Annotated in this window: 20 protein-coding genes; 8 read left to right on the top strand and 12 right to left on the bottom strand. The window is 35.9% G+C overall.

Annotated elements, in window-relative coordinates:
• Positions 1 to 10 precede the first annotated feature (10 nt).
• Positions 11 to 2,362 (bottom strand): ATP-dependent helicase, encoded by a 2,352-nt coding sequence (locus Q0162_RS05805; protein WP_297890301.1) that lies wholly within the window; start codon positions 2,360 to 2,362, stop codon positions 11 to 13.
• 125 nt (positions 2,363 to 2,487) lie between these two features.
• Between Q0162_RS05805 and pepE the strand changes: the two genes are divergently transcribed.
• The 3 genes from pepE to mnmE all read left to right on the top strand — a co-directional run bounded on the left by pepE (position 2,488) and on the right by mnmE (position 6,917).
• On the top strand, positions 2,488 to 3,186 hold the full coding sequence (gene pepE, locus Q0162_RS05800) for a dipeptidase PepE (protein WP_297890289.1): 699 nt from the start codon (positions 2,488 to 2,490) through the stop codon (positions 3,184 to 3,186).
• On the top strand, positions 3,183 to 5,306 hold the full coding sequence (locus Q0162_RS05795) for a Tex family protein (RefSeq protein ID WP_297890287.1): 2,124 nt from the start codon (positions 3,183 to 3,185) through the stop codon (positions 5,304 to 5,306). The genes pepE and Q0162_RS05795 overlap by 4 nt, the downstream gene beginning before the upstream one ends.
• Positions 5,307 to 5,501: 195 nt before the next feature.
• A complete protein-coding gene (gene mnmE, locus Q0162_RS05790) occupies positions 5,502 to 6,917 on the top strand; it encodes a tRNA uridine-5-carboxymethylaminomethyl(34) synthesis GTPase MnmE (RefSeq protein WP_297890285.1) in 1,416 nt (471 codons plus the stop codon).
• A gap of 62 nt (positions 6,918 to 6,979) precedes the next feature.
• Here the strand turns inward: mnmE and Q0162_RS05785 are convergent, their stop codons facing one another.
• Together Q0162_RS05785 and Q0162_RS05780 are read right to left on the bottom strand one after the other, a co-directional pair.
• Positions 6,980 to 7,930, bottom strand: a complete 951-nt coding sequence (locus Q0162_RS05785; RefSeq protein WP_297890283.1) for an electron transfer flavoprotein subunit alpha/FixB family protein — start codon at positions 7,928 to 7,930, stop codon at positions 6,980 to 6,982.
• Between the two features lie 6 nt (positions 7,931 to 7,936).
• Positions 7,937 to 8,683, bottom strand: a complete 747-nt coding sequence (locus tag Q0162_RS05780) for an electron transfer flavoprotein subunit beta/FixA family protein (RefSeq protein ID WP_297890281.1) — start codon at positions 8,681 to 8,683, stop codon at positions 7,937 to 7,939.
• Positions 8,684 to 8,827: 144 nt separating this feature from the next.
• Between Q0162_RS05780 and Q0162_RS05775 the strand changes: the two genes are divergently transcribed.
• From Q0162_RS05775 to Q0162_RS05765, 3 genes are all read left to right on the top strand, one after another.
• Positions 8,828 to 9,490: a class I SAM-dependent methyltransferase gene (locus Q0162_RS05775; protein WP_297890279.1), complete on the top strand. Its 663-nt coding sequence runs from the start codon at positions 8,828 to 8,830 to the stop codon at positions 9,488 to 9,490.
• 158 nt (positions 9,491 to 9,648) lie between these two features.
• Positions 9,649 to 11,880: a patatin-like phospholipase family protein gene (locus Q0162_RS05770; protein ID WP_297890277.1), complete on the top strand. Its 2,232-nt coding sequence runs from the start codon at positions 9,649 to 9,651 to the stop codon at positions 11,878 to 11,880.
• 80 nt (positions 11,881 to 11,960) lie between these two features.
• Positions 11,961 to 13,415: an aminoacyl-histidine dipeptidase gene (locus Q0162_RS05765; protein WP_297890275.1), complete on the top strand. Its 1,455-nt coding sequence runs from the start codon at positions 11,961 to 11,963 to the stop codon at positions 13,413 to 13,415.
• A 98-nt stretch (positions 13,416 to 13,513) separates the two neighbouring features.
• Here Q0162_RS05765 and Q0162_RS05760 read toward each other — a convergent pair whose 3' ends face one another.
• The gene (locus Q0162_RS05760; RefSeq protein WP_297890273.1) at positions 13,514 to 14,665 is read right to left on the bottom strand and encodes a serine hydrolase; all 1,152 of its coding nucleotides are present in this window, start codon (positions 14,663 to 14,665) and stop codon (positions 13,514 to 13,516) included.
• 133 nt (positions 14,666 to 14,798) lie between these two features.
• Positions 14,799 to 15,674, bottom strand: a complete 876-nt coding sequence (gene sucD, locus Q0162_RS05755) for a succinate--CoA ligase subunit alpha (protein WP_297890271.1) — start codon at positions 15,672 to 15,674, stop codon at positions 14,799 to 14,801.
• Positions 15,675 to 15,900: 226 nt separating this feature from the next.
• On the opposite strand from sucD, the gene panD reads away from it, so the two are divergent.
• A complete protein-coding gene (gene panD, locus Q0162_RS05750) occupies positions 15,901 to 16,251 on the top strand; it encodes an aspartate 1-decarboxylase (RefSeq protein WP_297890269.1) in 351 nt (116 codons plus the stop codon).
• Entirely contained in the window at positions 16,248 to 17,204 is a 957-nt protein-coding gene (locus tag Q0162_RS05745; RefSeq protein WP_297890267.1) for a lysylphosphatidylglycerol synthase transmembrane domain-containing protein, read from the top strand. Before panD ends, Q0162_RS05745 begins: the two co-directional genes overlap by 4 nt.
• Here Q0162_RS05745 and Q0162_RS05740 read toward each other — a convergent pair.
• The 7 genes from Q0162_RS05740 to gldF all read right to left on the bottom strand — a co-directional run bounded on the left by Q0162_RS05740 (position 17,134) and on the right by gldF (position 24,741).
• Entirely contained in the window at positions 17,134 to 17,571 is a 438-nt protein-coding gene (locus tag Q0162_RS05740; RefSeq protein WP_278637956.1) for a hypothetical protein, read from the bottom strand. The genes Q0162_RS05745 and Q0162_RS05740 overlap by 71 nt on opposite strands.
• Positions 17,572 to 17,574: 3 nt before the next feature.
• Positions 17,575 to 18,135: a hypothetical protein gene (locus Q0162_RS05735; protein ID WP_297890264.1), complete on the bottom strand. Its 561-nt coding sequence runs from the start codon at positions 18,133 to 18,135 to the stop codon at positions 17,575 to 17,577.
• Between the two features lie 32 nt (positions 18,136 to 18,167).
• Complete coding sequence (locus Q0162_RS05730) at positions 18,168 to 19,709, bottom strand: YifB family Mg chelatase-like AAA ATPase (RefSeq protein ID WP_297890262.1); 1,542 nt, start codon at positions 19,707 to 19,709, stop codon at positions 18,168 to 18,170.
• A 71-nt stretch (positions 19,710 to 19,780) separates the two neighbouring features.
• Positions 19,781 to 21,073, bottom strand: a complete 1,293-nt coding sequence (locus Q0162_RS05725) for a glycosyltransferase (protein WP_297890260.1) — start codon at positions 21,071 to 21,073, stop codon at positions 19,781 to 19,783.
• A 68-nt stretch (positions 21,074 to 21,141) separates the two neighbouring features.
• Positions 21,142 to 22,335: a tRNA 2-thiouridine(34) synthase MnmA gene (gene mnmA, locus Q0162_RS05720; RefSeq protein ID WP_297890258.1), complete on the bottom strand. Its 1,194-nt coding sequence runs from the start codon at positions 22,333 to 22,335 to the stop codon at positions 21,142 to 21,144.
• 1 nt (position 22,336) lies between these two features.
• Complete coding sequence (gldG, locus tag Q0162_RS05715; RefSeq protein ID WP_297890256.1) at positions 22,337 to 24,025, bottom strand: gliding motility-associated ABC transporter substrate-binding protein GldG; 1,689 nt, start codon at positions 24,023 to 24,025, stop codon at positions 22,337 to 22,339.
• Positions 24,022 to 24,741 carry a gliding motility-associated ABC transporter permease subunit GldF gene (gene gldF / locus Q0162_RS05710; RefSeq protein WP_297890254.1) on the bottom strand — a complete coding sequence of 240 codons (720 nt, stop codon included), beginning with the start codon at positions 24,739 to 24,741 and terminating at the stop codon, positions 24,022 to 24,024. Before gldF ends, gldG begins: the two co-directional genes overlap by 4 nt.
• Positions 24,742 to 24,899 lie beyond the last annotated feature (158 nt).

Here is a 24,899-nt window from a genome sequence, read left to right as displayed (position 1 = left end):
ACACCTTTTTTTATTCATTTATTATAGTGAGTTTCGCAAAACGCAATAGTATATTTTTCAGTCCTCCTGACTCAAAATTAACTTGTGCTTTTTTATCATTGCCTACTCCTTCAAGAGCTTTGATGATTCCCTTTCCGAAACGTTCGTGATAAACAGTTGTTCCTACTTCTAATTCGTTGTAGATACTTCTATTAGGTGAAGCATTTTGTATACTATTCACTGGTTTAAGCTTGCGTAATCGCTGTTGTTCATCACCCGTAGGGGCATTTTTAGAAGGAGGAGTACCACTGATAGGCTTTTGTAAACGCAATTTACTCTTATCTACTTCACCAAAAATATCTCTATCTATCAAAGGTTTATAACGATAGTTAGGATTAGACAAAGTATGTGTAAGGTAATGTAAGTAACGTTCATCTATTTCCTCTATAAACCTACTTGGTTCAGTATCTGATAAATTTCCAAAACGATAGCGTCTTTCAGCATAGGTGAGATAAGCTTGTTTTTCAGCACGTGTTAGCGCCACATAAAACAAGCGACGTTCTTCTTCTAATTCATCACGTGATTGTATACTTTTTGCCAAAGGAAAAAGATCTTCTTCCATCCCCACTATATATACATACGGAAACTCCAAGCCTTTAGCTAAGTGAATCGTCATTAAGGCTACTCGATCGTCATCTCCTATCTCTTTATCGCTATCCGTAGCTAAAGATACATCTTCTAAATATTCAGCTAAACTACCTGTACTATCGGCTACATCTTCTTGTCCAATCACAAAGTCTTTCATACCATTAAGCATCTCCTCTATGTTTTCCATTTTAGCGATACCCTCAGGAGTTCCATCTTTTTTAAATTCTTGCAATAAACCTGTTTTTTTAGCTACTTGTTCTGCTACCTCAAATACATTCGCTCGCTGATTGAGTGCTTGCAAGTTGAGTATCATTACCACAAAATCTGTGAGTTTTTGCTTGGTTGTACTATTAATATGTAATTCAGGTAACTTATTCACATTGTACATTATCTCAAAGATAGACTTCTTATAGTGATTAGCTGCCAATGTAAGTTTCTCCATTGTAGTTTCTCCAATACCACGAGCTGGAAAATTGATAATGCGTACCAATGCTTCTTCATCATTAGGATTGATAATCAAACGCAAATAAGCAAGCATATCTTTAATTTCTTTGCGTTGGTAGAATGAAAGTCCTCCATAAATGCGATAAGGTATATCACGTTTTCTAAGAGCATCTTCTATAGCACGCGATTGTGAATTGGTTCGATAAAGTACAGCAAATTTCCCATTAGCTAACTGGTGTTGCATCTTATTTTCAAAGATAGAACTCGCTACAAAACGTCCTTCATCGGCATCAGTAGGACTGCGATGTACTTTGATAAGCTCTCCCATCTCATTTTCAGTGAATACTACCTTATCTAACCGTACTTTGTTGTGTTCAATTACACTGTTAGCTGCTTCCACTATATTTTTAGTAGAGCGGTAGTTCTGTTCCAATTTATATTCTTTAGCTTCAGGATAATCACTTTTAAAATTCAGTATATTATTGATATTTGCCCCACGGAAAGCATAAATACTTTGAGCATCATCACCTACCACACAAATATTGTGAAAACGGTCAGCGAGAGCTTTTACAATAAGATACTGAGAGTGGTTTGTATCTTGATACTCATCTACAAGTATGTACTGAAAGCGATTTTGGTATTTAGCTAATACTTCAGGGTATACATTCAGCAATTCATTTGTCTTCAGCAGTAAATCATCAAAGTCCATTGCTCCTGCTTTAAAACATCTTTCTACATACTCCTGATAGATTTCTCCAAAACGCGGTTGCTTCCTAATAGCATCGTTTTCTACAAGTTCAGGATTATTGAAATAAGCTCGTACTGTAATAAGATTATTTTTTAAAGAAGAAATGCGTTGTTGTATTTGTTTGTATTTGTATACATCTTTATCCAACTCTTTTTCTTTAATAATTCCATTAATAAGTCGTTGAGAGTCTTGTGTATCATAGATAGTAAAGTTCTGAGGATAGCCTAATTTATCAGCTTCAAAACGCAATATTTTAGCAAATACAGAGTGAAAAGTACCCATCCATAGATTCTTAGCCTCGCTATTGCCCACAATATCCTCAATACGTTTTTTCATTTCGTTAGCCGCTTTATTAGTAAAGGTAAGTGCAAGTATATGAAAAGCATCTACTCCTTGTCGCATTAGGTTAGCAATACGATAAGTAAGTACACGAGTTTTGCCTGAACCTGCTCCTGCAATTACAATAATAGGACCTTCTTTCTGAAGTACTGCTGCACGTTGTGGTGCATTAAGCCTATTGAGTTCCTTTTCAAATGTATCCATAAATAGTGTGTTTTTAAGGGCGCAAAGGTAGCGATAATTTAGCAATTAGACAATTTCGGAACTGATAGTAATTTTGCTTCTCTCATAATTATTTAGTACTTTTGCAGCCTAACATTCAACAATCGATGAAAAAACTTTTATTAGCTAGTACCTCAACTGTATATGGTGGTACTTATCTCTCTTATTTGCGTGATGAACTCAGCAATTTTTTCCAAGAAACTAATGAAATTCTTTTTGTACCTTATGCACGCCCCAGTGGAATTTCTCACGATGAGTATACTCAAATAGCCGCTAATTTTTTTCAACAATTAGACAAAAGGGTAGTAGGTTTACACACTTTTGTCAATCCTAAACAAGCTATAGAACAGGCAGAAGCTATTTTTACAGGAGGTGGTAATACCTTTGTATTAGTAAATGCTCTATATCAATTAGATATTATAAACTCTTTACGCAAAGTAGTATTAGGAGGTACACCCTATATGGGCACGAGTGCAGGAAGTAATATAGCAGGACAAACAATGCAAACTACTAATGATATGCCTATTGTCTATCCTCCTTCTTTCCGTACTTTAGAGCTTATTCCTTTCAATATCAACCCTCATTATCTTGATCCCGACCCTCATAGCAAACACAAAGGCGAAACTCGCGAAACACGTATTAAAGAATTTCACGTGTTCAACAATATACCAGTAATAGGGTTGCGTGAAGGCTCTTGGCTGCGTGTAATGGGAGATGAAATAAATTTAAAAGGAGAATTTACTGCCCGTTGGTTTAAAAAAGATAAAGAACCAATAGAAATTAGCAATTTTGATAAATCACTATGACAAATATTCAATATATAAAAGCCCAAACACAACTACCTGAAAAAGTTATTGAAAACACACTTTCACTATTAACCGAAGGCTGTACTATTCCCTTCATTGCACGCTATCGAAAAGATAGTACCCAGAATTTAGATGAAGTAGCCATTGAGCATATAGCCAAATCCCAAGCTGATTACGACAATATCTGTAAGCGCAAAGAAACGATTCTCTCTTCTATTGAAGAACAAGGAAAACTTACAGACGATTTGCGTAAACGTATTGAGAACTCTTTTGAGCTCAATGAATTAGAAGACCTATACCTACCTTACAAAAAACGACGTAAAACTAAAGCTGATGTAGCCAAAGAAAACGGCTTAGAACCTCTTGCAAAACAGATAATGAGTCAGCGTGTAACCGACTTGGAACTATTAGCAGGGCGTTATCTTTCCGATAAAGTACCTACTGAAGAAGAAGCTTTACAAGGGGCTTCGGATATTATAGCTGAATGGATTAACGAGAATACGTTTATACGTCGCACTCTTCGCCGAATATTTCAGCGCAAAGCAATTATCAGTAGCGAAGTAGCCAAAGGTAAAAACGAAGAGGAAGAAGCTCAGAAATACGCTCAGTATTTCGATTGGGAAGAAGCCCTTAACAAAGTACCCTCTCACCGTGTATTAGCAATGTTGCGTGCCGAAAAAGAAGGATTTGTAAAACTAAAAGTACAAGTAGATAGTGAAGAAACCTTACCTTTTATGGAAGAAAACATCATAAAGAGTAGGGGAGAAGTAGCCGATTTCTTGAAGAAAACGGTAAAAGACAGCTACAAACGCTTATTAGAGCCTTCTATTTCCAACGAAACACTACAAGAGGCAAAAGATAAAGCCGATGCGAAAGCTATCAGTGTGTTTGCCGAGAACCTCTCACAGTTATTATTAGCATCTCCTTTGGGTGAAAAGCGCATTTTGGCTATTGACCCAGGATATCGTACAGGTTGTAAGGTAGTGTGCTTAGATGAAAAAGGTGACCTTTTGCATCACGATGTTATCTACCCTCACGCTCCCCAGAATGAAATGACTATGGCTATCAAAAAGCTCAACTCAATGGTTTCTCAATACAACATCCAAGCCATTAGTATAGGCAATGGTACTGCTTCTCGTGAAACGGAGTCGTTTGTAAGAAGTATTAATTTCCCTAAAAAGGTAGAAGTATTTGTGGTGAGTGAAGCAGGAGCATCGGTCTATTCAGCTTCTAAAATAGCTCGCGATGAGTTCCCTAATTACGATGTAACTGTACGTGGGGCAGTATCCATAGGAAGGCGTCTTGCCGACCCATTAGCTGAATTAGTGAAGATAGATCCTAAGAGCATAGGAGTAGGTCAATACCAACACGATGTAAACCAGTCGTTATTGAAAGAAGAGCTCGATACAACCGTAGTGCGTTGCGTGAACAAAGTAGGGGTAAACCTCAACACAGCAAGCAAATCACTACTCAGTTATGTATCAGGAATAGGGGAGAAGATGGCTGAAAACATAGTAGCTTACCGCTCGGCTAATGGTGCTTTTAGTAAGCGAGAAGACTTAAAAAAGGTACCTCGTTTGGGTGATAAAGTATACCAGCAGGCAGTAGCTTTCTTACGTGTACACAACAGTGAGAACCCGCTCGACAATTCAGCAGTACACCCCGAAGCCTATCCTATCATCAAACAAATGGCGAAGGACACGGGTATCTCAGTTGCACAACTTATAGGTAACAAGCAAGCTATTGCCACTATTGATATTCAAAAGTACAAAACAGATAAGGTGGGTGAACTTTATTTGAAGGACGTATTAAAGGAATTAGAAAAACCAGGGCTCGACCCTCGTACTACTGCTAAAGCCTTTGCCTTCGACCCTAATGTAAAAACCTTTGATGATGTACGTATAGGAATGATATTACCTGGTATAGTAAACAATATTACTGCCTTTGGTTGCTTTGTAGATATAGGTGTGAAAGAAAGTGGATTAGTACACATCTCTCAACTGAAAGAAGGTTATGTCTCTGATGTAAATGAAGTAGTTAAACTCCACCAACAAGTGCAAGTAAAAGTTATAGAGAAAGACGAAGTGCGCAAACGCATTTCTCTAAGTATGGTATTGTAAAAAATTACTCTTACTGCTTTATCAAAAAGAATATACTTTTTTACTTTCTCTAAATAGATTCCATAGTTAAGAGAGTAAAAAAATCCTAATATTGTTAGGTTTTAATTTTCTTTTCCTATCATTAGAAAATTAAATTAAAGATTCATAACCAATAATACCGATCGTTATTCATCGAAAAAACAAATATCACTTACTATGAATAAGAAAAATACAATATATACCAGCGATACTATTGTTGCTTTAGCAACTGCTTCAGGAATGGGTGCCATTGCTGTTATCCGATTATCAGGCACAAATGCTATAGAAATTGCAGACCAAATATTCAAGAGCTACAGCAAAAAGTCTTTAGTTGACGCTCCCTCTCACATAGTACATTTGGGAACTTTAGAAGCTAAAAATCAAGTAATTGATGAATGTTTAGCTACTATTTTCAAAGGTACAAAATCATATACCGGAGAACCCGTAGTAGAGTTTTCTTGTCACGGAAGTAATTACATTGTAGAAGAAGTTATTAAATTGTGTTTAGCCAATGGCGCTCGTTTAGCTGAAGCTGGAGAATTTACCAAACGCGCTTTCTTAAATGGGAAGTTAGCCCTCAACCAAGCAGAAGCGGTAGCCGACCTAATTGCCTCTGACAGTAAAGCCTCTCATCAAGTAGCTTTGCAACAAATGCGTGGAGGCTTTACTTCTGAAATAGAAGCATTACGACAAGAATTACTCAATTTTGCCTCACTAATAGAGCTTGAGTTAGATTTTTCGGAAGAAGATGTAGAATTTGCTGATAGAAGTCAGTTTAAAAACCTTTTAAAAACTATTAAAACTACGTTATCATCACTTATCCAATCGTTTTCAGTAGGAAATGTTTTGAAAAATGGTATTCCTGTGGCGATTGTAGGAAAACCCAATGCTGGCAAATCAACCTTGCTCAATGCTTTACTAAATGAAGAGCGTGCTATTGTATCGGATATTGCAGGCACGACTCGTGATACCATTGAAGAAACCTTGCATATAGGAGGTATTGCTTTTCGTTTTATTGATACGGCAGGCATTCGTGACACACAAGACCAAATAGAAGCAATAGGGGTACAAAAAGCCAAAGAAAAAATAGAAAAAGCCTCAGTGATATTATTTCTATTTGATGACAAAGATAATACAGTGAGTGAAATTACTACTTTTGTAAAGGAAAACTACCGAGAGGGTACTAAATATGTTTTACTACACAACAAAACAGACTTATCACTAGAAAAAACAACTGCTTTTGATGATGAGATTCTTCAATCTCTCAAAGGCTATTCTGATACTTTATTAAGAATTTCAGCTAAAGAAGGGCAAAACATCACTGGGTTAAAAAACTTTCTCGCTGATTATGCTCAAACGCTTAGTCATATTGGCAAAGCAACTGTAGTAACGAATATCCGCCATTACGAAGCTCTTTCCAACGCCTTACAAGCTATTGAAAAAGTAGAAGAAGGAATGCAAATGCATTTATCAGGTGATTTATTAGCTATTGATATACGCGAAACACTTTATCATTTAGGCAGTATCACTGGAGAAGTAAGTAATGAGGAGGTTTTAGGAAACATATTTTCCCGCTTCTGTATCGGGAAATAAAAAATAAAAACTTTGCCAAAGGACAGAATCCTTGGCAAAGTTTATAATGTTTGGATTATTTGTTATTGTCTTGCTTTAAGTTTTTCAATGAGTTTAGGAACTACCTCAAAAGCATCGCCTACAACACCATAATCGGCAGCTTTGAAAAAAGGTGCTTCAGGATCAGAATTGATAACTAATTTCACTTTAGAGGCATTTACGCCTGCCAAGTGCTGTATAGCTCCTGAAATACCTATAGCTATATAGAGATTAGGCGCTACAGGTTTACCCGTTTGTCCTACGTGTTCAGAATGAGGTCGCCATCCCATATCAGCAACAGGTTTAGAACAAGCAGTTGCTGCACCTAATACTTCAGCAAGTCCTTCCACTATCTGCCAATTCTCGGCAGCTTTCAACCCTCTTCCTCCTGAAACCACTATAGTAGCATCGTCTAACGATACTTTACCCGAGGTTTTCTCTGTAGTGATTACTTGTATCCCCCAATCACTATCAGGAAGTGTAGGAGCAAAAGGTTCTACTGTAAGTTCAACATTTTTTTCTTCTGTTTTAAAAGCATTAGGAGCTAATCCTAATATTTTTATAGGGGTATTGATTTGACTAAGACTAATCGCTTTGTTTGAGAACACATTACTTTTTACAATAAAATCTTCAGTAGGTAAAGAAATGACATTAGATACATACCCCGCTTGCAAGCTATTAGCTAATAAAGGAGCTACTTCTTTGGCTTGTGAAGAAGCGCTAAATACCACTATCGTACTACTTTCTTTTGCTACTGCTTGTTGCAATAGATGATTGAGTGTATTGGCAGAAATATGTTGTAGTTGGTCATTGGTAATGCTAAGCACTTTATTTACCCCATAAGCAGCTAATACTTCAGGTTGAGGTACATTTATAGTTACAGCTACTACTTTTGTTTGTTGTTTATCGGCAATTGCACGAGCATAGGTAGCTACTTCAAAAGCGCTTTTTTTCACTTTTCCGTTTTCGGAATCTATATATATGAGTACTGACATTTTTAATTAAATTACTTTTGCTTCGTTGTGTAATAAATCAATAAGGGTATCTAAATCATCGGCAGATACTATTTTCACAGGTTGTTTTGCAGGAAGTTTCTCAAATCCTACAGTTGTTACCCTCACATCGGTAGCCTCAGCAGGTAATACCGTGATTGCTTTAGTGCGTGCTGCCATTAAGTTACGCATATTCGGGATGCGGAGATCTTTCTCTTGAGTAAGACCTTTTTGCCCTGCAATTACTAAAGGAAGTGTAGCAGTTAGTTTTTCTCTGCCGCCATCTATTTCTCGTTGGGCAGTTACTTTGATGCCTTCAATTTCCAAACCTATACATTTATTTATAAAAGGAAGGTTTAAAAGCGAAGCTAAATAACCTCCTACCATTCCTCCATTGTAGTCGATAGATTCCTTACCTGCGATGATAAGGTCATAATTACCTTCTTTAGCAACTCTTGCAAGCTGAGTAGCTACAAAAAAAGCATCAGTAGGGGCGGCATCTATACGAATGATATCGTCGGCTCCTATAGCTGAAGCTTTTCTTAGTACTGGTTCTGTTTCTTGTGTTCCCACATTCACAAGGGTAACATTTGCCCCTAATTGTTCTTTAAGCATAATAGCTTTAGTGAGGCAAAACTCATCATTAGGATTGATAATAAACTGTACCCCTGAAGGGTTAAACTGTTTGTTATCTTCCGTAAAGTTTATTTTAGAAGTAGTGTCGGGAACACTACTGATACATACTAATATCTTCATAATCTTATAGTTAATAGGATTAAATTGAACTTAATGTTTTAATTTTAAAGGCGTAAAAGTACTATGTTTTTACTAACTACACAAATTATTATACAAAAAATCGTAATTTTGCCGTTCTAATTAATTGAAATACTATAAGAAATAATGACTCCTCCCATTACTGATATGCGTCTATTAGGACAACTATTTCGTCATCCCGAAGGAGACTACGCCAAAGAAGTAGGCAATTTTATTTTTGCTTCCAATAGTGCTATGATAAATTGTACTATTGATTGTTTAGCACTGCAACCTCATCAAAAAGTTTTAGAGATAGGTTTTGGTAATGGCAAACATCTCCCGTATTTATTTAACAAGGAAAGTTCCCTACAATATATAGGGGTAGAAACCTCTGCTGCAATGATAACTGAAGCAACTGAGTACAACAACGTTTTAGTTAGTCAAAAAAAAGTACATTTTTTAGAAGTAGCTGCTGATAAGCTCCCTAATTTCGATCATTCTTTTGATGTATGTTTTTCAGTAAATACTCTTTATTTTTTAGAAAACCCATTATATTATTACAAAAAGACTCACGCTTTACTCAATTCACAAGGTAAAGTAGCGATTGGTTTTATAGATAAAAGTACAGGAGAGAAGGCGCCTTTTGCGCGTGAAGGTTTTCAGTTTTATACCGCTGAAGAAGTAGCTGAAATACTTAAATCAGCTGGTTTTGAACACATAACAAAATTACCTTTTGAAGAAACTCTTGTTTCAGCAAAAGGCAAAAATATCCAACGAAAATATTGGGTAATAATAGGTTATAGATGTTAGTTTAGTAAATTAATATATGCTACTAAGAATTAAGAAAAGTACATTTTACAAGTATTTGTGGAAGTTAGTTCTATTATAATTTTACTATAGTTCTATAAATTTGCAAATTCACTAATTATTTTTTACTTTTGTGCCAAGTTTATAAAAGAAAATAATGTATGAGATTTTTACTAAGTATTATACTCTTTATAATTGCTCCTTATATAGTAGTTTATAGTCAAGAAAACACTGTTAATAAAGATATAAAGGTAGGGTTAGTACTCAGTGGTGGTGGAGCTAAAGGATTAGCACATATAGGAGTACTAAAAGTTTTAGAGGAAACAGGAATACGTATCGATTACATTGGTGGGACAAGTATGGGGGCAATGGTAGGTGCTATGTATGCTGCAGGATACTCGGCTAATGAATTGGACTCTATCTTCCGACAATTAGACTTTGATAAACTTTTGCAAGACAAAACTTCACGTCGTGCAAAATCATTGCACGAACGTTATATATACGATCGTTATACTGTAGCATTACCTTTTGATAACTTCAAAGTAGGGTTACCTCGTGCAGTATCGAAAGGTCAAAATATCTACAATGAATTTGTGAAATTACTCTATCCTGTGAATGAAATTTTTGATTTTTCTAAGTTACCTATTCCTTTTCTATGCGTGGCTACTGATATAGAAACAGGGAAAGGAGTAGTACTTGAAGACGGCTTCTTACCTCAAGCCATACAAGCTAGTGGCTCATTCCCTTCGCTATTTGATTTGGTAGAAATAGATGGTAAATGGCTTACTGATGGAGGTATAGCTGATAATTACCCCGTAGACGAAGTGAAAAAAAAAGGAATGGATATTATTATAGGGGTAGATGTACAGAGTCCTTTAGCAAAACGAGAAGAAATCAACTCAGTTTTAAGTATCTTTTCGCAAATTACAACTTTCCCGATGGTAGATAATATGCCACAGAAAATAAAAGAAACAGATGTATACATCAAACCTAATATAGAAGGATTCAATGTGATTTCGTTTGATAAAGGTGAGACAATCATTAACAATGGGAAAATAGCTGCTGAACATTTTTTGCCTCGTTTGCGTGAAATAGCTGCTCAACAAAAACATACTACCCAACGGAGAGAACCTATAGAGAAAATAGATTCTTTTTATCTAAAAGAAATACATTTTCATAACAACGAACACTTTACTCGTAGCTACTTGCGAGGAAAACTCCACTTAAAACACTTGGATCGAAAAATTTCGTTTGAAGAACTGAATGATGGATTGTCTAACCTAATGGCAACAAATAATTTCCATTCTATTAATTATCAAATTAGGCATACTTTTGAAGGGGAACATATTGATTTTTTCTTGAAAGAAAATCCGCAACGTACTTTTTTGAAGTTTGGCATTCATTATGATAATCTGTTGAAAACAGGCTTCTTGATGAACTATACTCAAAACTATTTTTTACAGGATAGTGACTTCCTTTCACTTGACCTTATCGTAGGCGATAATATACGCTATCAGTTTGATTATTTTGTAGATAAAGGATTCTATATCAGTTATGGATTGCGTTCTAAATTTGTGCAGTTCGACCGTAATCTGAATACAAGACGTTTATCTAATTATAGAATAGAACAATCTGAACTCAATCGAATGGACGTAGAGGCTTACGATTGGGTAAATCAATTGTATTTACAAACGCTCTTAGGCAATGGTTTTGTGTTTGGATTAGGTGCAGAACACCGCAAAGTACAGTTTGATGCTGAACAAATATATTCAGTAAGCGCTATTGCTTCATATTCTGAAAAAAAACACTTTGGCAGTTTATATTCTTATTTAAAATACGATAGTTTTGACAATAGTTTTTTTCCGAGTAAAGGTGTGTTTTTTAATACACAATTTAACCTTTATGCACTTGCAGCTCCTAATGATGCAAATTTTAATAAGTTCACCACAGGCAAAACAGAAATATCATTCGCTATTCCCATACTACCAAGATTGAATACACGAATAGGGTTTGAAGGAGGTGTTACGATAGGAAATTCTAAAACTTATTCATTAGACTTCTTTTTAGGAGGATATAATAAAAATGTATTCTCTAACTACTCACCTTTCTATGGCTATGATTTTTTGAGTATTGGTGCTAAAAACTACTTAAAAACAGAATGGGTGATAGATTTTCAACCTTTTAAAAAACATCACTTGTTACTATTGGCTAATGTAGCTAAAGCAGATAATAATCTTTTTGAAAGTTTTCAATGGGAAAAATACCCTGATTATTCGGGCTATGGTATAGGGTATAGTATTGAAAGTTTTTTGGGACCTATAGAACTAAAATGCACTTACTCACCCGAAATACGGCAAGCAATATGGCTGTTTAATATAGGGTATTGGTTCTAAAGTGAAAAAATGAAAAGTGAAAGATATTAGCGACAAAATACTAAAAACAATATTACGATAACTAATAATTAATAAATATAATGAAGATAACAGAGTTAGAACCAAAACAGTTATGGGCGAACTTTGCGAGCTTGAATGCCGTGCCTCGTCCATCAAAAAAAGAAGAGAAAGTCATTGCTTTTATGGTGGCTTTCGGCAAAAGTTTAGGGCTTGATACCTACCAAGACAAAACGGGCAATGTAATCATTAAAAAGCCCGCTACGGCAGGAATGGAAAATCGCAAAACAGTAGTGTTACAATCGCACCTCGATATGGTACACCAAAAGAACAACGATACAGTGTTTGATTTTAGTACGGAAGGTATCAAAATGTTAGTAGATGGCGACTGGGTACGTGCTGATGGTACAACTTTGGGAGCCGATAATGGTATTGGGGTAGCAAGCATTATGACAATACTCCAAAGTAAGGATATCCCTCACCCTGCTCTCGAAACACTCTTTACTATTGACGAAGAAACAGGAATGACGGGTGCTAAAGGGCTCAAAGGAGGAATACTCTCTGGTGCCTATTTGCTTAACTTAGACACCGAAGAGGACGACGAAATAGATATAGGGTGTGCTGGTGGTGTAGATGTATCGGCGTTTAGAGAGTACGACGTGGTAGATACGCCTGATAATTCAGTAGGCTATATACTTACCATAAAAGGATTGCACGGTGGACATAGTGGTACAGATATCCATAAGGGTTATGCTAATGCCAACAAACTGATGAACCGTATATTATTCACTTGTACTGAGAAATTTGGTTTGCACATTGCAAGTGTAGATGGAGGCGGTTTGCGCAATGCTATTCCGAGAGAAAGCGTAGCGGTGGTAACTATTAATAAAAACGACGAAGTCGCTTTTAAAAAAGAAGTAGCTACACTTACCCAAGCACTCCAACATGAGTATTCAGTAACTGAACCGACTCTTAGAGTATTACTTGAACCTACTGCGATACCTGAGAAAGTAATGGAAGAAGAAGAACAAGAAGATGTATTACGCGCTCTTTACGCAGCTTTTAATGGGGTGTACAAAATGAGTCAGACGATTGCTGACCTTGTAGAAACCAGTAATAATGTAGCAAGGGTACAAATTAAAGACGGCGAAATAAACGTGTATTGCCTCACTCGTTCAGCTTCAGAAACTTCTAAATATGATTTGGCTGATACGATTCGTACTGCTTTTGAGCTGGCTGGATTTGAAGTAGAATACACTGGTAGTTACCCAGGTTGGGAGCCCAAAGTAGATGCTGAAATCTTGAAGATTGTAAAAGCACAATACAAAACACTCTTCGGTGAAACACCTAATGTAGTAGCTTGCCACGCAGGCTTAGAATGTGGCATTTTAGGAACCCATTACCCCGAAATGGAAATGGTGAGCTTTGGTCCTACTATCAAAGGGGCACACTCGCCTGCTGAAAAGGTAAATATAGCTTCTGTACAGAAGTTTTGGAAGTTCTTGTTAGCAATACTTCAGAATATTCCTACAAAATAGAAATATAGTTACCAAAAAATAAATCTTATTTGCAGAGGCGTTTCGTAAATGCCTCTGCAATTTTTTGAAGTATGGAAAGAATATATAAAACTGAATATTTATTGATAAATAGACGGAATATGTTCAGCTCCTTCTAAAATAAAGTCGGTGAGGCGTTGCAAATAGATACTAATTTGTGGGTCGGTTACGTTGAAAAGCATTACTATCACTACTTCTTCATTAGGATATACTGATAACCAACCAAATCCTCCTACGCCCATACCCGTATGACCAAAATAATCACGTCCGTTCCAATCGCGTTGTACTTGCCAGCCAATACCATAACTTATTTCAGTATCGTCTATAGTACATTGTTTTTTAAGCATTTCGTTTTGGATAGGTTGAGAAAGAAAGCTGTGGCGTTCTATAGTTGTACCCATTTTAGCTATATCATCAGAAGTAGAAAGAAATCCTCCACCAGCAAGCTTGAAATAATTGTTCACATCGGTAGCTTTGTTTAGGCCTTTTTTACTACGTGTGTAGGGAATAGCTTCATCTTGAATGATTTTACCTCTATCAGGGAAAGTGCGCCACATATTTAGAGGTTTAAAAACTTCTTCTTTTGCTACATCTTCAAACTTTTTGTTGAGACATTTTTCGATAGCTAAAGAAATAAGGTTGATGCCATAACTACTATACAAGAACTTTGTACCAGGGGCTGATTGTAATATATCATCTTTAAATAAATCGACTCCTTGTTCTATAGTGTAATTCTTGTTGAGAGTATACTCATTTGACTTGTAGGATCGTATACCTGCTAAATGTCCTGCTAATTGTTTTACAGTAAAATCAAAAGGTTTTTCAGGAAAATCGGGTATGTATTCATAAAGTGACATATTCCAATCAAATTTTCCCTGTTCTTGCAAACGAGCCAAAATAACCCCAGTAATAGCTTTAGACATACTTGCTACCCTAAAAATTGTAGTTTTAGGGTCAATTGGTGTCTTTTTAGAAAGGTCAGCATAGCCATATCCAGCTTGCCATATTGTTTTTCCTTGTTTGGTAACTGTAATAGAAGCTCCAGGGATTAATTCTTCTTGGATGAGATACTGCAATATTTTTTCAGCTTCTTTTTGAGCTTCTTCAAAAGAAGTTACTTCAGAAGGATTTTTACGGAATACATCAGTATCAAGTAGTTTTTTTTGACCGAAAAGGTTGTTGATGAAAGATATAATTGTAGAAATCAAAACAATAGATATTAGTTTTTTCATTGTAATGTAATGTTTTACTTTTCGGGGTGCAAAAGTACAAATATTGAATCAGTTAATCAAAAATCGAACAAAAAAACTGTCTAAAAAAGTATAAGAAACTTTTTTAGACAGTAATCAAACAGTTTGAGTATTTCTATTTTTTGAGTATTTCAGCTACTTTTTCACCTATTTTAGCAGGTGAATCGACTACGTGGATACCACATTCTTTCAAGATACGTTTTTTAGCTTCGGCGGTATCATCGGCACCACCTACAATAGCTCCAGCGTGCCCCATAGTACGCCCTTTAGGAGCTGTTTCACCTGCAATGAAGCTCACTACAGGTTTTTTGTTACCATTAGCTTTAATCCAACGGGCTGCTTCGGGTTCTAATTGCCCTCCTATTTCGCCAATCATTACAATACAATGAGTTTCAGGGTCGTTCATTAGTAGTTCTACAGCTTCTTTAGTAGTAGTTCCAATGATAGGATCGCCCCCTATACCGATAGCTGTAGTAATACCTAAACCTTGACGAACAATTTGATCGGCAGCCTCATAAGTGAGTGTTCCCGATTTAGAAACAATTCCTACATTGCCTTTTTTAAAGATAAAACCAGGCATAATACCTACTTTAGCTTCCTCAGGAGTAATAACTCCAGGACAATTAGGTCCTATCAAACGGCAATCACGGTTTTTGATATAAGCAGCTACTTTTACCATATCGGCAACTGGAATGCCTTCAGTAATAGTGATAATCACTTTGATACCAGCATCAGCAGCTTCCATAATAGCATCGGCAGCAAAGGCAGGAGGTACGAAAATGATAGAAACATCAGCACCGGTAGCTTTTACGGCATCGGCAACTGTATTGAATACGGGCTTGCCTAAGTGCGTTTGTCCGCCTTTATTAGGGGTTATACCACCTACAATGTTAGTGCCATAAGCAATCATTTGTTCAGCGTGAAAAGTACCCTCACTACCAGTAAAGCCTTGTACAATAATTTTAGAATTTTTGTTGACTAATACACTCATTGCATTTGTTTTTTTAGTTTTAACAGAAGCAAAGGTAAATGTTTTTTTTGATATATACAATTGTTATGCAATAAAATAAAAAGAATAATATAAAGAAGTTTTGTATATTACTCATAATCAGTTTGTTTAGAATTTTAAAATTAATAAATTAACAAAATAATAATTTGACAAATTGGCTAATTAACAAATTATTCCTACTTTTGCCGCGTTTTTTAATACAATAAAAATGCAAATAGAAGTACTGAAATCTAAAATTCACCGTGTGAAAGTTACAGGGGCAGATTTAGATTATATAGGTAGCATTACCATAGATGAAGCTTTGGTAGAGGCTGCAGGAATGATAGAAGGTGAAAAAGTATCAATAGTAAATGTGAATAATGGGGAACGTTTTGATACTTATATCATCAAAGGGAAACGAAATTCAGGAGCTATTGTACTAAATGGACCCGCGGCACGTAGGGTACAGAAAGGAGATATAGTAATTATTATCTCGTATGCTTTAATGGATTTTGAAGAAGCAAAAGCCTTTAAGCCCTCTATAATCTTCCCTAATGAACAAACAAATCTTTTGGAATGAAAAAATGGTTAAAGATTACCCTTCCACTACTTGTGGGAGGGTTTTTATGTTGGTATGCTTATCAGCAATTTACTGAAGAACAATTTACTGAGATAAAAAAAACATTTCTTGTTGCTGATTATTTTTATATAATTTTAGCTGTGTTTTTAGGATTCTTAGCAGATATATCGCGAGCAGTTCGTTGGGAATTGATGTTTAGACCAATGGGGTATAAAACTTCTTTATTACATCGAATAATGGCAGTGTTTATGGGGTATTTAGTAAATGTAACCATACCGCGTTCAGGTGAAGTATCACGGGCTTTATTAGTAAGCAATTATGATGGAGTACCTTTTGAAAAATCATTTGGAACAATTATCTCTGAACGTGTGATTGATTTACTCTTGTTATTTTTGTTTACCGCTACAGCTTTTATATTGCAATTTGAGGTGATAAGCAACTTTATACTTTCTAAAATTCCGTTTGAAAAACTCTTGTGGATTTTGCTAATAGGAGGGCTATCGTTTGTGATTTTCTTATACCTTATATATACTTCAGAACGCAAGTTTTTTATAAAAGTGAAGACGTTTTTAAACGGTATAAAAGAAGGCGTATTTTCAGTGTTGAAAATACGCCATCGTTGGATTTTTTTGGCGCATACATTATTTATATGGGCAATGTACTTTTTGATGTTTTATATTCCTTTCTTCGCCTTACCAGAGACTACTAATATAAGTTTACCAAACGTACTTACAGCTTTTGTCATAGGTAGTTTTGCTATGACTTTTACTAATGCAGGATTTGGAGCTTACCCATTTTTTATAGCAGAAGTATTATTTCTCTTTGGAGTTCCAACTCCTATAGGTACAGCTTTTGGATGGCTTGTTTGGACTTCACAATTTGCTATAACACTTCTTCTTGGGGGGGGAGCGTTTGCTTTGCTTCCTTGGCTAAAAGAAAATAACCACAAGTAATGAGCCACGCTATCCAAAATAGATAAAATCCAAAATGAAAACTGAATTTCATCATCTTATGAGAAGTAGTGGTGAAATCTACATAGGAGAGATAGAACCCTACAGCCCCTATAACAGCAAGTAAAACTGCTAAAGCACGAGCAAATCCTGAACTTACTCTTGAGCGGAAAGTTTGCAGAAATAACAGTAAGATAAATTGTACTATAAATAGCAAAACAGCTGTTTTCCACCACGTTTTAAACACTGCATACTGGCTGTAGAAAGTACTTACCCCTATCTTACCTATAAACGACATTTTAGAGATAAGGATAGCTGAAATGAGGCTCATTACAGCTTGTATGAGAGTAAGAATACTAAAATTTTTCATAGTTTATTTTTTTATGATTTTCCACCCTGATTTCTCGTTGTATTTTAGTTTAAACTTTTGAGTAATAAAGTTGCTATTGGGATAGGGGTCTTTTCCAAAACTATAGAAAGGAGTTTTATCCTTATCTAAAACTACTACACAAGTAGCCATTTTTTCAGTACTTTTCTCGAGAGTTATTTTTTTATTATTTAGTTTGTAGATAATGGTCTTTACTTGAGCACTATTTTTGTTTTGTTTTACTAAATAAGGGAGAGCCTCTTCAGTTAGGGTAGGGGAGATCACATATACACTATCCTTAGAAAACCACTTTTTACGTGTTTTTTCATTGTTGATAGCTATCAATCCCTCATCAGATAATCGCTGAATGCTCTCAATGAGTTCTTTATCCTTATTGGTTACTAATTTTTGTTTATTAGTATTGAATTTGCCGGTTTCATAGAGAGGATTTTCCTCTAAATATTCGGTGATGAGTGTAGTAGCTTCATCAGTATTGATTTTGTTGCTTGTATTACAAGCTACCAAAGTAATAAAAATGGTAGCTATCGCTATAAGATTTTTTTTCATTGTTATAGTGTATTAATGTTAATTATCCATTGTTAACTGTTACCAAACCATCCTTCACGATCTAAACTTCGATACTGAATGGCTTCACCTATGTGGTGAGGTTGTACATTTTCAGTACCTTCTAAGTCGGCAATAGTACGAGCTACCTTCAAAATACGATCATAAGCGCGTGCGGAGAGGTTGAGTTTCATCATTGCATTTTTTAAAAGTTTTAAAGATTCCTCACTTACTTTACAGAATTTTTGTATTTGTTTAGTATTCATTTGGGCGTTGTAATGAATGTGTTCATATTCTTTAAAACGCTCTGTTTGAATGTTGCGCGCGGCAATTACTCGCTTGCGTATTTCGGTGCTACTTTCCCCTTTGCGATCATCAGAAAGTTTTTCAAAAGGAACAGGGTTGACTTCTATATGAATATCTATTCTATCTAATAGGGGACCTGAAATCTTACTCATATAACGTTGCATTTCGGTAGGAGTAGAGTTTACAGGTGCTTCAGGATCATTGAAATAGCCACTAGGGCTGGGGTTCATACTCGCTACTAACATAAATGAAGAAGGGTATGTGATAGAGAATTTAGCACGCGAAATAGTAACCTCTCTATCCTCTAAAGGCTGACGCATCACTTCTAATACAGCGCGTTTAAATTCAGGCAATTCATCAAGGAAAAGTACACCATTATGCGCTAAGGATATTTCACCAGGTTGAGGGTATGTACCACCTCCTACAAGGGCTACATCCGAAATTGTGTGATGTGGACTACGGAAAGGGCGATGACTCATTAAACCTGTATCTTTGATACGACCTACAACACTATGTATTTTAGTAGTTTCGAGAGCTTCGTGAAGTGTCATAGGAGGGAGGATACTAGGTAATCTTTTGGCTAACATTGTTTTACCAGAACCAGGAGGACCTATGAGAATGATGTTATGACCTCCTGCCGCAGCTATTTCCATACAGCGTTTTACAGTTTCTTGTCCTTTTACATCAGCAAAATCAAATTCAGGGAATTCTAAATTTTTATAAAATTCTTTACGAGTATCCACTATTGTACGAACAAGCTCTCTTTCACCATTGAAAAAATCAATTACTTCTTTGATATTTTCAACACCATAAACCTCTAAATTATCTACAATAGCAGCTTCTTTGGCGTTTTGTGCAGGCAAAATAAAACCTTTAAAACCTTCTTTACGTGCTTGAATAGCAATAGGGAGTGCTCCTTTGATAGGTTGTAGTCCTCCATCTAAAGAGAGTTCTCCCATAATAATATATTTTTCTATCTCGTCACTTTGTATTTGTTCGTTGGCAGCCAATATGCCTATTGCAAGACTAAGATCATAGGCTGAACCTTCTTTACGCATATCGGCAGGAGCCATATTGATAGTGATTTTCTTTCCTGGGATTTTATACCCTGTATTTTGTAAGGCAGCAGCAATGCGAAAGTTACTTTCTTTAATAGCAATATCGGGTAGTCCAACAAGGTGATAGCCAATTCCTTTAACAATATTTACTTCTATAGTAATGGTAGTAGCTTCTACTCCAAACACTGCACTTCCGTATACTTTTACTAACATATTCTTCGGTTGATTTATTTTTTGACAAAGGTAGTATATTTTTTTGAAAAGGCAAGTTTATAGTGGAATTTTTAGAACGGTAATTTGTTTTCAATAATCTTAGCTAATCGCTCTGTAAGTGCTTTACGACTATATTTTTCTATATTCATAGGTGTCGTTTGTAGTTTGCCATTCTTATATTGATAGTAATGAGTTAATAACTGTCTTTTTAAGAGTGTTTCATCCGTATATCCCACAAAAGTACCTGTTTTTGTTTCAGTGAGAATAGGTGTAACATCCCAGTTATGAGGTCCTATGGCGAGAATAGGTCGCCCCGAAATCATATATTCAAACAGTTTACCCGGAATAATACCTTGTGTTTCTTCGGAATCTATTTCGATGAGCAACAATACTTGCGATTGCTTTTGTAAACTAATAGCTTCTTGATGGCTAATATAACCTTTATTAATATAATAAGGTGTAAGTCCGTTATGGCGAATATCTTCTTCGATTTCTTCACTTATTTTGCCTGCAAAACAAAGTGTGAAATCTTCGGCAAAATGAGGTTCTTCGCGTACTAATTCAGCTAATATTTTCCATAGCATTTTGGGGTTTCTATCTGATAATAAGGAACCTATGTGCGAAATAAGGAATTTATTGGATAGGGGAGGGGTGATTGTTTTTTCCTCATCGTAACCATTGGTAATCACCTCAATAGGAGTATTGGTAAGCTTCTGAAAGTCTTTTTGCGTCTTGAAACTTGTTGTAATCACCAAGTCTGATTGTTGTAACACTTCTTTTTCCCAATAATGCTGACGTTTATCTGCCCATTTAGTAAGGCGTAAATCTTTGTAATAACCAATAGTTGTCCAGGGGTCTCGGAAATCGCTAATCCATTTGAGGTGAGGAATTTGTTTCTTTAATTCATAACCTATAAGGTGTACGCTGTGGGGAGGCGAAGTGGTGATAATAGTTTCTATCTGGTTTTCTTTTATAAACTTATTCAGATACTTTACAGAAGGTTTTACCCAGAATTTACGAGCATCGGGAATGAAGCAATTACCACGTATCCAAAGTAATACTTTATCTAAAATAGAAACTTTTTTACGCGGAATGATACCAGAACTAATCTTTTGGGTTTTCTTTTTAGAGAATAACGAAGCCCAAGCATAAGGTTCCCATATAGAATGTTTAATAATTTGTATATCAGTAGGCAAATCGTTTCCTATTTCATTGTCAATGATAGGATAAGTTGGGTTTTCAGGAATATATACAATAGGTTCTATATTAAAATCTCGTAAATATTTTACGAATTTTAACCAACGTTGTACACCAGGTCCGCCAGCAGGTGCCCAATAATAAGTGATGATAAGTACCTTTCTCATATCTTTTCCTTTCCGCGCTTATTTTACATAATATACATTATAGTTTATTTAACAAGAGTGTTTTTTTACTATGAAATCACACCGCTACCCACCAATTCGTCTCCGCTGTACCAAGCAGCAAATTGTCCCTCAGTAATAGCACTTTGAGGTTCTGAAAAATGAATATATAAACCATTTTTCACTTTGTATAAAACTGCTTTCTGCAATGGCTGACGATAGCGGATGCGCACCATAAACTCTTTTGATTCATATACTTTTAATGCCAAATCTTCACGAATCCAATGTTCATCAGGGGTTGCGATAAACAAAGCGCTACGGAATAATCCACGATGTGTGTGTCCTTGTCCTGTATAGATGATATTCTTCTCAATATCAGTTTCTATGATGAACAAAGGTTCTTTGGTTCCTCCTATATTTAAGCCTTTGCGTTGCCCTTTGGTAAAATAATGAGCTCCTTGATGAGTACCTACTTTTTTACCGTCTTCGGGTTGATATACAAAACGTTGTGATAAATATTTTAATTCATCTTCATAAGTTTCAAAAAGGTGTAGCATATCAAATTCTGCATATCCTTTCCAATCATTGGGGATTTCAATAATATCGCCTTGTTTGGGTTGTAGTTTTTGTTGTAAAAACTCAGGTAAACGCACTTTTCCTACAAAGCAAAGTCCCTGAGAATCTTTTTTATCAGCGGTTATCAAATCTTGAGCTTTGGCAATGGCTCTTACTTCTGATTTCTGTAATTCCCCGATAGGGAAAAGTGCTTTACTAAGTTGCTCTTGTGAAAGCTGACATAGGAAATATGATTGATCTTTATTTTCATCTTTCCCCGATAGCAATCGGTAGATTTTTTTACCGTTTATTTCTATTTCTTCTTTGCGACAATAGTGTCCTGTTGCTACGTAATCGGCACCTAAACTAAGGGCAAGTTTCATAAAAACATCAAACTTGATTTCACGATTACATAACACATCGGGATTGGGGGTTCTACCGTGCTCGTATTCATTGAACATATAATCAACAATACGGGCTTTGTAGGGCTCACTCATATCCACTGTTTGGAATGGAATGCCGAGCTTTTCGGCTACTAAAAGCGCATCATTACTATCTTCTAACCAAGGACATTCGTCGGAAATAGTAACTGAATCATCGTGCCAATTCTTCATAAAAAGGCCTATTACCTCATAGCCTTGTTCTTTTAACAAATAGGCAGCTACGCTACTATCTACTCCCCCACTAAGTCCTACTACTACTCTTTTCATTTTATCCTTTCTTTATGTTCTTCTTCCTATAAAAATATAACACTGATAGCATTACCAATATCAAAAGCAATAATGGATACACAAATACTTTTATTTGCCAACTGCTGACACTTTCAGCTACTTTTTGTTTGTCTAAGAAAGCTAATTGAACTTTCTTATTGCGTAAACTCAAAAACTCAGTATCGTCTAAAAGATAGTTTAAAGCATTCTGCAAGAAGGATTTATTGTCATAATATTTGCTTGTCCATTTATCAAAACCGAGTTCTAAGGGGATATTATTTTTGCTATCTATATCGTTTTTGATAATATCGCCATCGGCGACTACCAACATTTTGGTAGGCTTGCTTCTATCAGATTTTTCTTTGAGGTTTATGGGGCGAATGCGATCTTTATAAACTGAGTTAAACTCTCCTTCCAAAAGCACTGCTAAGGGAATATTTCCGTGTTTATAGGCTTCTTTATTCTGGTTATTGGGGTCGAAGCGCAAGTTGATTTCGCGTGGGGTGCCATCTGCTTTTGAGAAAGGTGAACTAGCGAGAAGCACTGTTTTCTTCACTCCATTTTTCAGCGTATCGATGCTATTGGCAAACTGAAACCTCACTGCATCTAAATGATTGTTGATAAGGTGATTATTACCTGAAATCACCAACGGATTATATACCCAAGGAATAGGCATATAACGAGTTTGAGAGCCATCACCTGTGGCTACTATGATTTCAGAAAAGTACAAATCGTTTACCAAGGTGTAATTGATACGGAAACCATATTGGAAAAACATATCGGTAAGATTTAGATTGACGGGCATTGCCATTGTCATTCCGCCTGTTTTGTACATATCTTCTAAGGAAACCGCTACATTATCTATCAGCCATAGAGCACGACCGCCATTCATTATATATTGGTCTACGACCTGCTTTTGGGCATCGGTGAAAGGCTCAGTAGGCTTAGGCACGAGTAGTAAATCGAATTTTTCGAGGTCGTGTAGAGTCTTCTCGGGGTTGGTAGCCACTGAATCGAGGGTGAAAGGTGCTATAAAGTAGTATTCGCGCGCTGTTTTGAGGAAGTCGGCCATATAGATATCTTCCAGCGCACCGTTACTTCTAAGTATTGCGATTTTCTTCTTTTTATCTAAGGCGAACTTATATAGCGCATCGGTAAAATTGTATTCTAACTTCTGCACAGAGTTCTGTACCTGCTCTTGGTCGGTAGCGCCAAGTTTGTTTACAAAGAGACGCACACGCTCACTCTTCTTGCCATCGCTAATGACTGCCCAAGGGAAAATATACTCAATAGAAGATTTTCCTGCTTCATTTTGGGTGATTTGCAGGGGCTGATAGCCATTATTTATCAGTTCTTGAATCACACTTTCGGGGTGCTCCTCCCCTTCTAATGGGTTTACAAAATTGACGATAATGTTGTTATTGGTAGCTGCATACTCGTCTAATAACTGAATTGTTTCAGTCTGTAATTTCTTAAATTCGGTAGGGATATTGCCTTTGAGCAATACATCAATCACGATAGGATTCTGTATTTTAGCAAGTGTTTTCTTGCTCACCTCAGAGAGCGTATAACGTTTGTCTTGGGTGAGGTCTATCCGCGTGTGCCATTGTTTGGCGATATAATTGACTGCAAGGAGGCATACTAAGGCTATAACTACCTTGCTAATAGAGTTTTGAAAGAGTTTTTTCATCGTTTGTAGGCTTTGAGTGATAAGGTAGTGAGATATATGAAAAATGAGATAACAGAGAGGAAATACACGATATTTCGGGTGTCGAGCACTCCCCTACTGATGGCATCAAAATGTGTTTGGAAACCAAAGCCACTAAAATCATCAGAGGTAATAAGAGCGATAAATTGGTCGAGGCCAAAGAAGAAAAAGAAGCATAAAAAAGCTGCTAACACAAAAGAAATAATTTGGTTACTACTTACTGAAGAAGCCCATAATCCCACAGCAGCAAAGGTAGCTATAAGCAAAAAGAGTGCAATATAAGAACCTATAGTACCTGCAATATCTAAATTGCCTATGGGGTTTCCTAATACCCATACAATATATATATATATAACTGATGGTAATAGAATAACAAAGAGCAAAAATAGAATTCCTAAATACTTCCCTACTACTATTTGTGATAAACTAATAGGTTTTGTAAATAAAAGAGTAAGCATACCACCTTTTTTCTCCTCAGAAATACTCCTCATTGTGAGAGCAGGCACTAAAAAGACAAATATCCATGAAGAAAGGCGAAAAAAAGGTAGCAAGTCAGCAAAACCTGCGTTAAAAATATTATAATCAGTCTTAAAGACCCATAGAAACAAGCCGTTGAGTACAACAAAGAGCCCTATAATGGTAAGACCAATAGGAGAGGTAAAAAAGTAGCGGATTTCTTTTTTAAATAGTGCAAACATTTTTATATAGTGTTTTTCAGAGGGCAAAAATACAAAAATAATACCACTATCATCTCTTAAAATTTTGTTAAATATTTTTTTTATATACATAATCTTATAAATATTTATTAATTAACGTGAGTTCGACGTAAGAAAAGTTATTTTTTATTTGCAAAAAA

Source organism: uncultured Capnocytophaga sp. (assembly GCF_937936315.1).
Classification (GTDB): domain Bacteria; phylum Bacteroidota; class Bacteroidia; order Flavobacteriales; family Flavobacteriaceae; genus Capnocytophaga.
Note: the sequence above shows the minus strand (reverse complement) of the source record. Positions and strands in the feature narration are given on the sequence as shown.